This is a genomic window from Nannocystis sp., assembly GCF_016714285.1.
In the GTDB taxonomy this organism is placed as follows: domain Bacteria; phylum Myxococcota_A; class Polyangia; order Nannocystales; family Nannocystaceae; genus Nannocystis.
Genome location: NZ_JADJNN010000003.1, coordinates 469,599 through 483,276, shown reverse-complemented (window position 1 = coordinate 483,276; position 13,678 = coordinate 469,599). Strand labels below are relative to the sequence as shown.

The 13,678-nt window shown below is 71.1% G+C and carries 10 protein-coding genes; 3 read left to right on the top strand and 7 right to left on the bottom strand.

Annotation, left to right across the window (positions count from 1 at the left end; translation table 11 throughout):
• Window positions 1-7: 7 nt before the first annotated feature.
• Window positions 8-1,147 (bottom strand): hypothetical protein, encoded by a 1,140-nt coding sequence (locus IPJ59_RS09645; protein ID WP_293270985.1) that lies wholly within the window; start codon window positions 1,145-1,147, stop codon window positions 8-10.
• A 121-nt stretch (window positions 1,148-1,268) separates the two neighbouring features.
• On the opposite strand from IPJ59_RS09645, the gene IPJ59_RS09640 reads away from it, so the two are divergent.
• On the top strand, window positions 1,269-2,255 hold the full coding sequence (locus tag IPJ59_RS09640; protein ID WP_293270983.1) for a fibro-slime domain-containing protein: 987 nt from the start codon (window positions 1,269-1,271) through the stop codon (window positions 2,253-2,255).
• Window positions 2,256-2,316: 61 nt separating this feature from the next.
• Here IPJ59_RS09640 and IPJ59_RS09635 read toward each other — a convergent pair whose 3' ends face one another.
• The 3 genes from IPJ59_RS09635 to IPJ59_RS09625 form a co-directional block, all read right to left on the bottom strand.
• Window positions 2,317-2,829 carry a gamma carbonic anhydrase family protein gene (locus tag IPJ59_RS09635; RefSeq protein ID WP_293259938.1) on the bottom strand — a complete coding sequence of 171 codons (513 nt, stop codon included), beginning with the start codon at window positions 2,827-2,829 and terminating at the stop codon, window positions 2,317-2,319.
• Entirely contained in the window at window positions 2,829-4,391 is a 1,563-nt protein-coding gene (locus tag IPJ59_RS09630; RefSeq protein ID WP_293259935.1) for a serine/threonine protein kinase, read from the bottom strand. The genes IPJ59_RS09635 and IPJ59_RS09630 overlap by 1 nt, the downstream gene beginning before the upstream one ends.
• A 78-nt stretch (window positions 4,392-4,469) precedes the next feature.
• Window positions 4,470-5,498 (bottom strand): DUF3108 domain-containing protein, encoded by a 1,029-nt coding sequence (locus IPJ59_RS09625; RefSeq protein WP_293259932.1) that lies wholly within the window; start codon window positions 5,496-5,498, stop codon window positions 4,470-4,472.
• A gap of 347 nt (window positions 5,499-5,845) precedes the next feature.
• On the opposite strand from IPJ59_RS09625, the gene pdxA reads away from it, so the two are divergent.
• Both pdxA and uvrA read left to right on the top strand, forming a co-directional pair.
• The gene (gene pdxA / locus IPJ59_RS09620; protein WP_293259929.1) at window positions 5,846-6,850 is read left to right on the top strand and encodes a 4-hydroxythreonine-4-phosphate dehydrogenase PdxA; all 1,005 of its coding nucleotides are present in this window, start codon (window positions 5,846-5,848) and stop codon (window positions 6,848-6,850) included.
• A complete protein-coding gene (gene uvrA / locus IPJ59_RS09615; RefSeq protein WP_293270980.1) occupies window positions 6,847-9,831 on the top strand; it encodes an excinuclease ABC subunit UvrA in 2,985 nt (994 codons plus the stop codon). The genes pdxA and uvrA overlap by 4 nt, the downstream gene beginning before the upstream one ends.
• A 53-nt stretch (window positions 9,832-9,884) precedes the next feature.
• Here uvrA and IPJ59_RS09610 read toward each other — a convergent pair whose 3' ends face one another.
• The 3 genes from IPJ59_RS09610 to IPJ59_RS09600 are packed head-to-tail and all read right to left on the bottom strand — an operon-like array spanning window position 9,885 to window position 13,603.
• The gene (locus IPJ59_RS09610) at window positions 9,885-10,508 is read right to left on the bottom strand and encodes a hypothetical protein (protein ID WP_293259923.1); all 624 of its coding nucleotides are present in this window, start codon (window positions 10,506-10,508) and stop codon (window positions 9,885-9,887) included.
• The gene (locus IPJ59_RS09605; protein ID WP_293270979.1) at window positions 10,492-11,715 is read right to left on the bottom strand and encodes a DUF1501 domain-containing protein; all 1,224 of its coding nucleotides are present in this window, start codon (window positions 11,713-11,715) and stop codon (window positions 10,492-10,494) included. The genes IPJ59_RS09610 and IPJ59_RS09605 overlap by 17 nt, the downstream gene beginning before the upstream one ends.
• Before the next feature lie 22 nt (window positions 11,716-11,737).
• Complete coding sequence (locus IPJ59_RS09600) at window positions 11,738-13,603, bottom strand: DUF1588 domain-containing protein (RefSeq protein ID WP_293270977.1); 1,866 nt, start codon at window positions 13,601-13,603, stop codon at window positions 11,738-11,740.
• Window positions 13,604-13,678: the final 75 nt, after the last annotated feature.

Here is a 13,678-nt window from a genome sequence, read left to right as displayed (position 1 = left end):
GTCCCCTTCACAGGTCACGCTCGTAGACCCGGTAGGTCGCGACCTGGTGCCCGTCCATGCTCTTGATCGCGCTATTTACCTTGAAGTTGTCCTCGAGCGTCCAGCCGATCTCGCCGGAGGTCCAGCCCTGCGCCGCGCCGGCCCGGTGGGTGGCGAGGAACATCAGCGAGTCGATGCCCTGCCCGCGGAACTTCGCCTTGATGCCGAGCAAGATCAGGCGCCCGCCCGTGATCTTCTTGCGGACCTTCAGGTCCCACAGGAGGCGGAAGATCCCGAACGGGAACAGCTTGCCGTCGAGCTTCTTGAGCACCGGGTTGACGTTCTGGATCGTCAGCACGAACGCCGCCGGCTCGCCGTTGACCTCCGCCAGCAGCGCGAAGTCCGGGTGCAGGACCATCTTCAGGTCCTTGGCGATGTGCAGGTACTCCTTCTTCCCGATCGGCACGAAGCCCCAGTTCTTCTCCCAGGCGTCGTTGTAGATCTCGAGCGTGCGCAGCACCTCCGCGTCCCAGTCGGCGAAGCTCATCTTGCGCAGCTTCACCCCGCTGCGCGTCGCCATCTTCTCCGCCACCCGCACCACCCGCTCCGGCGTCGGCTTCTGCGGGTCGAGCTCCCAGTGCAGCAGGTCCTTGACCTTGCGCATGCCGCACTCGCCGAGCAGCCGGTCATAGTACGGCGGGTTGTACGGCATGTTGATGCCAGGGTCGCGGTCGAAGGCGTCGACCAGCACGCCCGAGATGTAGTTGGTCGACAGCTCGAAGGGCCCGATCATCGAGGTCATGCCCTGCTCGCGCAGCCACGCGCTCGCGCGGTCGACCAGCGCCTGCGCCACCGCGTGGTCGTCGATGCACTCGAACATCCCGAGGTAGCCGGTCTGCGTGCCATGAAACTTGATGTAGTCGGCGTCGACCACCGCGGCCACGCGCCCGACATCGCGGCCGTCGACCCGGGCGATCCAGAACGCCGCCTTCACGTGCTCGAAGAACGGGTTTTTGTCCGGGTTTAGGTAGTCCCGGCGGTCCATCAGCAGCGGCGGGACCCACTGCGGGCTCGGGTGGTGCTCGCGGTTCACGTACCAGGGCACGCGAATGAAGCGCTCGACCAGCTTCCGGTCGCTCAGGGGGACATCGATCAGCTCAGTTGGCATTGGCCCCGCTCTCCCGCTGCGGATAGCCGCCAGCGCGCCACTACGTCAAGTCCGCGCGCAACGCGCGGATCAGCCTCGCGAGGAATTGACGGCCCTCGCCCCGCGGGCTACCGCTATTGCGATGCTCTGCAGCCCGCTCGTCGCCCACTCCTGCCTGGTGGCCTGGTTGCCGGCGTTCCCATCGGCTCGCCCATGGGCCTGCTCATGGGCCTGCCTATTGGCCTGCCTGATGGCCTGCGGCGACTCCGGCCGCGCCGAGTCGGGCAGCGCCAGCGCGGCGACCCAGCCGACCGGCGCCACCCAGGGCACCAGCGACGGCGCCAGCGAGACAGGCGGCGTGCCGACCACCAGCGAGGGCACCAGCGAGGCCACCAGCGCCAGCAGCAGCGGCGTCGGCGAGACCAGCGGCGAGACCAGCGACGCCAGCAGCAGCGGCGACCCGAGCCTCGGCACGACCACCGGCTTCGCGACCACCGGCTTCGGAGACTGCGAGAAGGCGCTCCAGGCCACGATCCGCGACTTCAAGGCGGAGCACCCGGACTTCGAGGACTTCACCAGCGACCTCGGTCAGAAGGGCATCGTGTTGCCCGCGCTCGGCCCCGACAACAAGCCCGTCTACGCCGCGCCGGGCCCGACCGCCCAGACCGCCGGACCGGGCCCATTCGCCCAGTGGTACAACAACACGCCCGACACCAACATCCCCTTCGCCATCGAGATCCCGCTGACCGAGGTGATGCCGGGGGTGTTCTCGTTCGAGAGCAACGCCTTCTTCCCGATCGACGACCAGGGCTGGGGCAACGAGGGCAACCCGCACAATTTCCACTTCACCAGCGAGATCCACACCGTCTTCAACTACAAGGGCGGCGAGGTCTTCACCTTCATCGGCGACGACGACCTGTGGCTCTTCATCAACGGCAAGCTGGCGATCGACCTCGGCGGCGTGCACCCCGAGCTCGAGGCCTCGGTCGACCTCGACGCCCAGGCGGACGCGCTCGGCATCCAGGTCGGCGGCATGTACACGATGGCGATCTTCCACGCCGAGCGGCACACCGACATGTCCAACTTCCGCATCGACACCAGCATCGAGTGCTTCACCATCCCGGGCTGACCACGCGCGAGCACCTCACCAGCCCCGCTTGAGGGGCCCGGGCTGACGACGCGCTGCCCGCTCAGGACCCGGCCATGTACTCGCGCGAGCGCTTCACGTAGGCGCGCCAGCTGTGCGTGATCCAGTCGCGGTCGACCGCGGTCAGCGGGCGCGCCAGCTTGCCGGGGTTGCCCATCATCATCTGCCCCGTCGGCACGACCTTGTTGGGCGCGACCAGCGTCCCCGCGGCCACGAAGGCCCACGGCTCGACCACCGCGTTGTCGAGCACGCAGGCGCCCATGCCGATCAGACAGTCGTCGCCGACCGTGCAGCCGTGAAGGATCACCCGGTGGCCGATCGTCACCCGCGCGCCGACCCGCGTGTGCGACAGGCCCTCCGTCATGTGGATCACCGTGCCGTCCTGCACCGAAGTGTCGGCGCCGATCACGATCGGCCCGTCGTCGCCGCGCAGCACCACCCCGGGCCAGATGCTCGCGCGCGGCCCGATCTCCACGTCGCCGATCAGCGTCGCCGTCGGGTGCACATAGGCGCTCGGGTCGACCCGCGGGTGCTTGCCGCGAAAGCCCTGCAGCATCACATCCCGAACACGAGGAAGGCGACCACACCGCCGCCCAGCAGCAGCAGCCCGAGCACGATGATCCACGCCGAGCTGCCCTCCTTGCTGGTCGGCTGCGGCGGCCGGGCCGTCCGCGGGTCCGGCGGGATCGTCCGCATCGGCTCGGCCGGCTTGTCCGCCTTGCTCCCCTTCGCGGGCCCCTTCTCGGAACCCTTCGCCGACTTCTCACTCACCGGCGCCGGCGTCAGCTCGTCGCTCAGCTTCGACAGCGGCTCCACCGGCGTCGGCGACAGCGCCAGCTTGTTCGGCGTCATCGGCACCTTGCCCGGCACCGGCGTGAACACGTCGACGTCGAGCGGCCGCGACGGGTCGTTGTCGCTCATGCTCCCGCCCAGACTGCCCAGACTGCCCACGTTGCCGCGCCCGCTCGAGCCCGGCTTGCTCGCGCCCGACTTGTTCGGGTTGCTCGCGCCCGACGAATTGTTGCGGTCGACCGACACCGCCACCAGCGGCTCGGAGGCGAGGCCCTCCTGGGCCGGCTTCTCGCCGTCGCCGAGCGACCGGAAGTGCAGCATCTCCTCGTTGATGAGGTTGATGATGAGGTTGTTGCCGCCGGGGGAGCGCTCCTCCTGGGCCTTCTTCTCCTGGGCCCGCTTGTCGGCGTCGAGGTCCTCGCGGATCGGGCGACAGTAGTCGATGACGTCGCGGGCACCGATCTTGAGCCGGTTCGAGAACAGGAACTGCAGCAGCGCGTCCGAGAAGTCGTCGGCGTCGTCGTAGCGGTCCTTGATGTCCTTCGACAGCGCCTTCGCCAGCACTGCCTCGAGCTCGGCCGGGACGTCGGGGTTGTACGAGCGGACGCTCGGCACGTCGCAGGCGCGGACGAGGGCGATGGTCTGGTAGTCGTTCTTGCCGCGGAACAGGCGGCGCCCCGTCAGCATCTCGAAGGCGAGGATGCCGACCGAGAACACGTCGGCGCGGTGGTCGATCTCCTCGCCACGGGCGGCCTCCGGCGAGAGGTAGCTGTACTTGCCCTTGACCACGCCGGGGTCGGTCGACTCCAGCTGCGTGGTCGCCTTGGCCAGGCCGAAGTCGGTCAGCTTCACCTCGCCGTTCCACGAGACCAGGATGTTCGGCGGCGAGATGTCGCGGTGGACGATGCCGATCGGGCGGCCGGTCTCGGAGTCGGTGAGCTTGTGCGCGTAGGCGAGGCCCTTGAGGATCTCGTTCAAGATCCACACCACCATCGCCACCGGCATCGTCCCGCCCTTCTTGGCCTGGTACTCGAGCAGCGACTTCAAGTTGGTGCCATGGACGAAGTCCATGACGATGAAGTAGGTGTTCTCGCTCTCACCGATGTCGAAGACCGAGACGATGTTGGCGTGATTGAGGCGCAGGCTGAGGCGGGCCTCGTCCAGGAACATCCGGACGAAGCGCTGGTCCTTGATCAGCCCGGGAAGGATCCGCTTGATCGCGACCTTCTTCTTGAAGCCCGCCATCGACTCGGCCTCGGCGACATAGACCTCGGCCATGCCGCCCGCGTCGAGCTTGTACAGTGGTCGGTAGCGTTGCGCGGTCATGAGGAGAGGCGGGTCGTGGAGTGTAACAGGATCATCGAGCCCCGAAGCACAGCGGAGCAAACCAGGCTGTGAGACCAGCTAACCGCGTGTGGGGGCTGGTATACGCGCTCCGCTGGACTCGTGCGGAGGGTCGTACTGGGTCAAGATCAAACGCACGACACCGAGCCACAGGTCGCTCTCGATCATGAGCGGGATCCGTCGCCCCTCGTTGCTCACCCAGACGCGCATCTTGTACACCTTTTTTCCGGGGATTGCGGCCCCGAAGCGGTCGACGCGGGTGATGCTGCCGTCGTACGCGACGACCTGGTCCTGCGAGATCCCAAGCGCCGCAGCCAGTGGCGGCAGGTCGGAGGTGCGCGTCGGTCCCCGCGAGACGATGTCGACCCGCAGCAATGTGCCGCCGTCGAGACCATAAGCCTTGGCCTTCTCGCCAGCCGCGAGATCGAGCGAGCGGACCCACGCCATCACCGATAGCGGGTCGAAGGTGTCGATCGGCAGGCGCTTGCGCGCGCTCGTCTTCTTGCCGTCCTTGTCGTCCTCGAGCTCCACGAAGCCGCGACCGAAGAAGGTCGCCGTCGTCTCGCGACGCTTGTAACTGCTGGCCAGGCCCTCGCGCTTGGTGATCGCGCCGGTCTGCAGCGGCGCGCCGGTCTCGGCGTCGAGGTACGCGGCCATGTCGTACACGATCGTCGTCAGCAGCGCCGCCACGCCGCTCGTGCGCGCCGAGCCCTCGAGGCGGATGCGGTCCGGCGTGCCGAGCGGCCCGGCCTCGCGAGCCACGACCGCCGCCTCGGCGATGCCCGTCGGATTCCCGCCGAAGTAGACGTCGTACTTGAAGTGCTCGCCTGGCTTGAGCGTGTGGCCGAAGCTCGGCGGGCGGTCGACGTAGGGCACGCGGTGGTGGTGGTCGACGAAGCTCGGCTCGGCCAGCGCGCCGCTCCAGCCGACCAGCGGCAGCGACCGCGGGCCCCGGCCGCGCACCACCGCGGACGGCTCGATGCGGGGCAGTCGCGAGGCGTCGTCGGCCCACAGCCCGAGGTCAGCCTCCGGCGCGGCGGGTCGCAGCTCGAGCGGCACGGCGCGCGTCGACTTGCCAGCGCTCGCCACGGGCGGCTCCTCGGGCGCACGCGGGCCCTTCTTCGGCGCGATCGTCGGTGTGCCCGTCGGTGTGCCCAGCGCAGCGCCGGCCGACGTCTCGGGATCCGAAACAGTTGCTGTGCCAACTGTCGTGGCCGGTGCCGCTGCCGCTGCCGCTGCCGCTGCCGCTGCCGCTGCAGGTGCAGGTGCCGCGGCCGAAGCCGCAGCCGAAGCCGCAGCAGGCGCTGACGCGAGGAGAGCGGCGACGACAGCGAAGCTCGCGACAAGGATCGAGGAGGTCATGGTTCGTCGCGGCCCTCGTGGCCGGCGAAGCATGTTAGGATGCCCGGCCCTTGACGCCAACCGGCGATCGCCCAATGTCGTCCGAGCCAGGCATATCGGCCGCCGCGCCGCCCTCCGAGCTCCACGCCGTGCCGGCCCTCGTGGTCACACAAGGCGACCCTGCGGGCATCGGCCCGGAGCTGCTGCTGCGCCTCGGCGCGGCCGATCTGCTGCGTGCGGGCGATCGCGTGATCGCCGACCTGACGCCGCTTCGCGCCCTCGCCGACCAGCTCGCGGCGCGTCCCGGCGGCGAATGGGCCGCACACGGGCTCGCTGCGCTCGAACCATTAATCGACCAGGCGCCACGATCGGCCGGGCAGGTGTCCGCCCTGGTCCGCGGCGTCGACCTCGTGCTGGAAGATCCCCGCGGTCGCGCCCTCGTCACCGCGCCGATCGACAAGGCCGCGTGCCGCGCCGAGGGCTTTCCCTTCCCCGGGCACACCGAGTATCTGGCGGCGCGCGCTGGCGTCGACGACTTCGCTATGTTGATGGTCGGCCCGCGCCTGCGCGTCGTCCTCGCCACGATCCACCTGCCGCTGCGTGAGGTCCCGCTGCGCCTCGACGTCGCCAGCATCGTCCGCGCCGGTCGCCTCCTCGCCCGCGCCCTGCGCGAGCACTTCACCCGCGATTCATCCGCGCGACCGGTCATCGGCGTGCTCGGCCTCAACCCGCACGCCGGCGAACGCGGCATGCTCGGCGACGAGGAGCAGACCATCGTCGGCCCCGCGATCGCGGCCCTGCGCGAGTGGGCCGCCGCCAACGACGAACCAGTCAGCTTCCGCGGCCCCCTGCCCGCCGACACCGCCTTCCCCGCCCACGCCGACGGCGCCCTCGACGGCCTCGTCGCCATGTATCACGACCAGGGCCTCGCGCCCTTCAAGCTGTTGCACATGCGCGACGGCGTCAACATGACCCTCGGGCTGCCCTTTATCCGCACCTCGCCCGACCACGGCACCGCCCGTGACATCGCCGGCCGCGGCGTCGCCGACCCCTCGAGCATGTTCGCCGCGGTGGCCCTCGCGCGCGGAGCCACGCGATGAGCAAGGCCCCCGCCAAGCCCGCCACCACGCGAGGGGAGCCCGCAGCAGCATCGCCGCCCGCGGTGGAGTCGGCCCCCGCCAAGCCCGCCACCACGCGAGGGGAGCCCGCAGCAGCATCGCCGCCCGCGGTGGAGTCGGCCCCGGCCCCGGCCTGCATCCGCATCCGCGGCGCGCGGACCCACAACCTGCAGAGCATCGACCTCGACCTGCCGCGCGGCAAGCTGGTGGTGATCACCGGCCCCTCGGGCTCGGGCAAGAGCAGCCTCGCCTTCCACACGATCTTCGCCGAGGGCCAGCGGCGCTACGTCGAGAGCCTCAGCGCCTCGGCGCGGCAGTTCCTGGCCCAGCTGCCCAAGCCCGACGCCGACCTCATCGAGGGCCTCTCGCCCGCGATCGCGATCGAACAGAGCCCCGGCGGCCGCAACCCGCGATCCACGGTCGGCACCTCGACCGAGGTCCACGACTTCCTGCGCCTGCTCTACGCCCGCGTCGGCGAGGTCTTCAGCTGGAAGACCGGCAAACCGATGCGCCGACACAGCGTCGAGGACATGCTCGCCGCCACCCTCGCGCTCGCGCCCGGCACCCGCTTCAGCGTCATCGCCCCGGTCGTGCGCGGCCAGATCGGCGACCACCAGGAGCTGCTCGCCGACCTGCGCCGTCAGGGCTTCGCCCGCGTCGCCGTCGACGACGAGGTCCGCGACCTCGGCGAGAACATCACGCTCGCCGCCGACAAGCGCCACAGCATCGAGGTCTACGTCGACCGCCTGGTCCTGAAGGACGGCGTGCGCGGCCGCCTCGCCGACTCCTTCGAGGTCGCGCTCCGCCTCACCGGCGGGCTCATCAAGGTGCTCACGCTCGACGGCCAGGAGCTGCTGTTCAGCGAGCAGTACGCCGACCTCGACCACGGCCTCGCCTACCCGGAGATCACGCCGAGCCTGTTCTCCTTCAACAGCCCCGACGGCGCCTGCCCCGAGTGCGACGGCCTCGGCTCGCGCCGGATCTTCGACCCGCGGCGCATCGTCCCGAACGAGCACCTGAGCCTCAAGGAGGGCGCGCTGCACGTGTGGACGCGGCGCGGCGGTCGGGTCCACACCCAGGCCCTGCAGGCGCTCGCGGAGCACTACAAGTTCGACCTCTTCGCCCCGTGGATCAAGCTCCCGGAGGAGGTCAAGGTCGTGCTCCTCCAGGGCAGCGGCGACGAGGCCATCCCCGGCCTCGGCAAGAAGCCGATCGCCTTCGAGGGCGTGATCCCCTCGCTCGAGCGGCGCCTGCGGGAGGCCGAGACCAGCGCCAGCGAGGTCGACGACGAGGGCGGCGCGCTCGACGAGGTCGAGGCGCTGATGAGCGAGGTCGTGTGCCCGGCCTGCGCCGGCCTGCGGCTGCGCCAGGAGGCGCGCATGGTCAAGATCGAGGGCCACAACATCAGCGAGATCTCGGCCTGGCCGATCGAGCAGCTGCTCCCCTTCCTCGCCCGCCTCGAGCTGGGCGCCGAGCGCAACGAGGTCGCCGAGGCGATCCTCGGCCAGGCCCGCCAGCGCCTCCGCTTCATGCTCGAGGTCGGCCTCGGCTACCTCACCCTGGACCGCACCACCATGACCCTCTCCGGCGGCGAGGCCCAGCGCATCCGCCTCGCCACCCAGGTCGGCGCCGCCCTGGTCGGCGTCACCTACATCCTCGACGAGCCGAGCATCGGCCTCCACCAGCGGGACAACGACCGCCTGATCGCCGCGCTCGTGCGCCTGCGCGACCTCGGCAACACCGTGCTGGTGGTCGAGCACGACGAGGACACCATCCGCGCCGCCGACTACATCGTCGACATGGGCCCCGGCGCCGGCGTCCAGGGCGGGCGCGTGGTCGCCGCCGGACCGCTCGCCGAGGTGCTGCAGAACCGCCGCTCGCTGACCGCCGCCTACCTCACCGGCCGCATGAGCATCCCGCTGCCGGAGAGGTACCGCCGCTCGCTCGGCCCAGCCCTCGTGATCTCCCGCGCCACCGGCCACAACCTCAAGGACATCACCGTCAAGATCCCGCTCGGCGCGTTCACCTGCGTCACCGGCGTCAGCGGCTCCGGCAAGTCCTCGCTCATCATCGACACCCTGCTCCCCGAGGCCGTCCGCCGGCTCAACGGCGGCAGCGGCTTCGGCCTCCCCCACCACGGCGTCTCCGGCCTCGAGCACCTCGACAAGGTCATCCACGTCGACCAGTCACCGATCGGCCGCTCACCCCGCTCCAACCCCGCCACCTACACCGGCCTGTTCGCCGAGCTGCGCACCCTGTTCTCCAACCTCTCCGAGTCCAAGGTCCGCGGCTACACCCCCGCCCGCTTCTCCTTCAACGTCAAGGGCGGCCGCTGCGAGTCGTGCCAGGGCGACGGCGTGCGCCGCATCGAGATGCACTTCCTCGCCGACGTGTTCGTCACCTGCCGCGCCTGCAACGGCCGCCGCTACAACCGCGAGACCCTGGCCGTCACCTACCGCGGCAAGAGCATCGCCGACGTGCTCGACCTCGCGGTCAGCGACGCCTGCGAGTTCTTCGCCAACTACCCGGCGCTGCGCCAGAAGCTCGAGACCCTGCGCGACGTCGGCCTCGGCTACGTCACCCTCGGCCAGAGCGCGCTCTCGCTGTCCGGCGGCGAGGCCCAGCGGATCAAGCTGGCGCGCGAGCTGGCCAAGAAGAGCACCGGCAAGACCCTGTTCATCCTCGACGAGCCGACCACCGGCCTCCACTTCGGCGACATCCGCCTGCTGCTCAAGGTGCTCGACCGCCTGGTCGACGAGGGCAACACGGTGGTGGTGATCGAGCACAACCTCGATGTCATCAAGTGCGCCGACCACGTCATCGACATCGGCCCCGAGGGCGGCACCCGCGGCGGCGAGCTGATCGCCAGCGGCACCCCGACGCAGGTCGCCCGCGTCGGGGCCAGCGCGACCGGCCAGTACCTCGCGCGCGTGCTCGGCGAGACCCCGCCGAGCTCCTCGTAGCGCGCCGACCTACGCCCGCCAAGACCCCGCCGAGATCGGCGTGGCGCATCGACCTACGCGCCCGGCGAACCGCACGCGATCCACTGCCCGAGCCGCCGCAGATCGGCCGCAGGCACCAGCCCCGCCGGCGGCATCGGCGAGGCCGACGCGGGATCTGCCGCGAACTTGTGCCCCTCCAGCACCGCCCGCTCATACACCAGCCGCTCCTGCAGCTTGTAGAGGTCCGGCCGATCGAAGTTGACGTCGTCGGGCGCGTCCTGGCGATCCGCCGCCGCCAGCGTGCTGCTGTGACAGCCGGTGCACCACGTGCGCAAGAAGCCGGCGCCGAAGCTGCGATAGCTCAGCGCGTTGTCCTGCGGGCACGCCGGCAGCGGCGCCCCGCTCGCGGTCGGCTTCACTGGCTTCGCGGACTTCACCGGCGGAGCTTGCTGGACCCCCTGCCCAGCCTTCGCCGGTTCGGCCTTCGCCGCCTTCTCGGGCTTCGCCGGCTCGCCCTGCTTGGCCTGCTTCGCCTTCGCCTTCTCGGCCTGCCGCTCGGCGCGACGCGCCGCCTTCGTGTCCGCCACGGGCGCCGCCGCGAGCACGGCCGTCGGCGCCGCGGCCCGCGTCGCCACCGCGTCGCAACCCAGGATCAACAGCCACGGCGCCAGCCGCATCAGCTTAGACAAAGGGCCCATGGAACGGCTCCGCGTTGGTGATCCACCGCTTCGAGGACACGCCCATGAATTCGAGCAGGCCCGCGGCGAAGTTATCGAACTGCAACAATCTCCCGGTGTCGGCAGGGGTCCCGTCGTCCATGCGCACGCGCAGGGCCCCGAGCCCCTCGTCCGTCGCCCCGTAGCTGCCCGACCGGACCCCGCCGCCGAACAGCAGGGCGCTCGTCACCGGCCAGTGATTCTTGCCCGGCTGCGGCTGGTCGTTGAGCTTCGGCGTGCGGCTAAACTCCGACAGCACCGCCACCGTGGTCCGCTCCAGCAGCCCCGCCGCCGCCAGCTTGCTGGCGATCTGCGTCAGCTCCGAAAACAGCTGCTCGTGCGAGGTCGCCTGGTCGGCGATGTCGTCGTGCGTGTCCCAGTCGAGGCGCGTGTCGAGGAAGGCCGCGCAGGCCACCCCGCCGCGGAACAGCTCGACCGCGAGCGCCCCCTGCTGCGCCAGCGTGGTCGCCCTGCCCACGCTCATCCCGCGCATCTGCGGGTCACGGCGCAGCATCGCCGCGCGCCCCAGGCTGCTCGCGTAGCTCGCCACCGCCGCCCCGCCGGGCGCCCGCGCGGCCGCCCCGGCGCGCCGGGTGGCGAACTCCGACAGCAGCGACTGCTCGCCGTCGTCGGGCACGAAGCCCCCGCCAGAGCCGCGAAACGCCTTGCTGCGGTCGATCAGCGTCACCAGCTGGTTGGTGCTGCCGACCCGACCCATCACACTCGCCAGCGGCCCCGCGTACGCGCCGCCGCCGAGGTCGACGTACGGCAGGGCCAGCCTCGGCTGCTGCTCCGCCGCGGCGGCCGCGAAGATCGCCGCAACGTCCGGGTTGCGCGCGCTGCGGGTCCCCGTGAGCACGCGGATGCGGGCCGAGCCGTGCGCCACCGACCCGATCCACAGCCCGTTGACCACCGCGCAGCGCGATGCATTCGCCGCGAAGAAGCCCCCCACGCTCGGCCGCGACGGGTCGGTCAACACCTTGATCCCGTTCGCGTAGCTGGTCACGCTGCCCGCCGGCACGTCGCAGCTCGGCGCCCGCTTGGGGTCGAGCGCGTGGGTCACGTCCCAGCCGCCCTGGGCGAACACGATCAGCAGGAAGCGCTGCTGCGAGGCGTCCGCCCGGCTGTCCCTCGGGACAGCCAGCAAGCCGAGCCCCGCCGCCGCCGCCAAGAAGTTTCGTCGTTGCATGGTCATGAGCTCCGCCCTCCCCTCAGTGGTACGCGACCTGCGGGTCCTGCAGCAGCGCCGCGATCACCAGCGACCACGCGCGCCGAGATCCACCCGCGAGGCCGCGGGTGAACAATCCATACGCCGCGTCGACCTCGGCCGACTCCGGCGTCACCGCCTCGCCGAGCACGCGCCCGTACAACGCCACGATCTGGGCCCGCACGGCCGGCGCCGCCGCGTCGGCCTCGTCGATCTGCTGCAACAGGCGCCGCTGCGGCCGCGCCAGCGCGAAGTCCTGCTCGACCACATACGCCGCCGCCTCGGCCGCCAGCGTCTGCAGCACGAGCATCCGCGTCGGGTTGTACGAGAAGCTGGGCTCGGTCACCTGGAAGCCCTCGACCCCGCCGGCCATCGCCCGATAGCCGATGCGGTCGGTCCCGAGCAGCGACACCTCGCCGAAGTCGCCGCCCTTCTTGGCCGCATTCTTCCCGCCGCCCGGGGTGGCCCGCCAGGTGAACCCCGTCAGGTCGGCGATCAGTCGCTCCAGCTGCTCCGGCCGGGTCGTCTTGCGCCCGACCAGCCCCGCCGCCGCCGAGCCCGGGCGGGCCGCCACCGCCCGGAAGTCGTCCGACAGCACGATCGCCTTGATCAGCGGCTTCACTTGCAAGCCGCCGGCGATGAACGCGTCCTGCAGCGCCGCCGCGCTCGCGTCGGGCAGGTCGTCCGGGTCGACCTGCATGAGATAGCCGTAGAAGCGCCGCGCCGCGCACATCGAGAAGCGCGGGTCCTCGGCGATCTGGGCCGCCAGCGTGCGCAGGTCCTGGCTCGGCAGGCCGAAGAAGTTGGGCGCCCGCCCGGTCCGCTTGCGCCACAGCCCGGCCTGCTTCTCGCGGTACTCGCTCAGCGGATAACAGAACCCGCGCTCCGGGTTGGCACACTCGCCCCCGCGCTCGTACGCCTTGCGCACGTTGTTGGCGCCGATCTTCGGGAAGCCGAAGAAGTGGCTGGCGATCGGGTCGAGCGTCTGATGGCAGCTCACGCAGCCCGGGTCGGTGGTCAGCGCCCGCTTCACGACCTCCTCGTCGGACAGGTCGATGTTGTTGAACAGCGGCACGTCCCGCGCGAGGAAGCCGCTGCACAGCAGCGACTCGGCGACCAGATCGGCCTGAGCCCGGTGGTGGTTGGTGCCGTTGGACGGGTGGCGCAGCCACAGCGCGCCGCTCGAGAGGATGCCCGCCATCGGCTGCCCCGAGTCCCACGCGACCTTCTTCCAGCCCGCAGGCAGCCGCGCGCCGGGGTCGGCCGCCAGCGGCGTCGCGCCCCACACCGCGATCGCCAGCTCGCTGGCGATCGCGTACTCGGCGGTGACGATCTCGCTGAAGGGCCGGTCGTTGACCGCGACGTACTCGATCAGCCGCAGCGGCTCCTCCGGGACCTCGCGCAGGTACTCGGCGTCGCTCCCGCGATCCGCCAGCGGACCCACCGCCGGCAGCACGTAGCGGTTCACGTCGACGCGCAGCAGCAGCGCCTCGTTCCACACGTCGCGGACCAGCGCCCCGAACTCGGGCGCCGCCAGGTAGGCGTCGACGATGCCCGCGATCGCGTTCGCGTCGGCGCGGACCAGCGCCAGCTCGGCCGGCGTTGGCCGGGCCCCGCGCAGCGCCAGCGCGACCCGCTGCAGGTGGGCCTCCGGCGTCAGCAGCTCGAGCTCGGCCGCCGGCGCGATCGGCCGCAGCGACGCGGCCTGGATCGCCACCACGGGCCCCATCGCGGGCCCCGTCGCAGCCCCGGGCGCGGCGACCTCGGCCGCATCGACGCCCCGCTGCGCCCGGCCGCGCCCGGGCTCACGCGCGCAGGCGGCGAGCAGGCTGCAGGTCAGGAGGGCGAGGCTGCGTGAGGCGATCGACATGGTGGCTCCGTGGCGCGTCGACTCCGACGCTGACGAGGCCGCGACCTCCGTGACGCGGGTGTAAGTTCGCCGCAA

Coding starts and splice junctions, on each gene's coding strand:
- IPJ59_RS09630 (WP_293259935.1), bottom strand. CDS start 4,391: ATGACCGCGCAACGCTACCGACCACTGTACAAGCTCGACGCGGGCGGC.
- IPJ59_RS09645 (WP_293270985.1), bottom strand. CDS start 1,147: ATGCCAACTGAGCTGATCGATGTCCCCCTGAGCGACCGGAAGCTGGTC.
- pdxA (WP_293259929.1), top strand. CDS start 5,846: ATGTCGTCCGAGCCAGGCATATCGGCCGCCGCGCCGCCCTCCGAGCTC.
- IPJ59_RS09610 (WP_293259923.1), bottom strand. CDS start 10,508: ATGGGCCCTTTGTCTAAGCTGATGCGGCTGGCGCCGTGGCTGTTGATC.
- IPJ59_RS09635 (WP_293259938.1), bottom strand. CDS start 2,829: ATGCTGCAGGGCTTTCGCGGCAAGCACCCGCGGGTCGACCCGAGCGCC.
- IPJ59_RS09605 (WP_293270979.1), bottom strand. CDS start 11,715: ATGCAACGACGAAACTTCTTGGCGGCGGCGGCGGGGCTCGGCTTGCTG.
- IPJ59_RS09600 (WP_293270977.1), bottom strand. CDS start 13,603: ATGTCGATCGCCTCACGCAGCCTCGCCCTCCTGACCTGCAGCCTGCTC.
- uvrA (WP_293270980.1), top strand. CDS start 6,847: ATGAGCAAGGCCCCCGCCAAGCCCGCCACCACGCGAGGGGAGCCCGCA.
- IPJ59_RS09640 (WP_293270983.1), top strand. CDS start 1,269: ATGCTCTGCAGCCCGCTCGTCGCCCACTCCTGCCTGGTGGCCTGGTTG.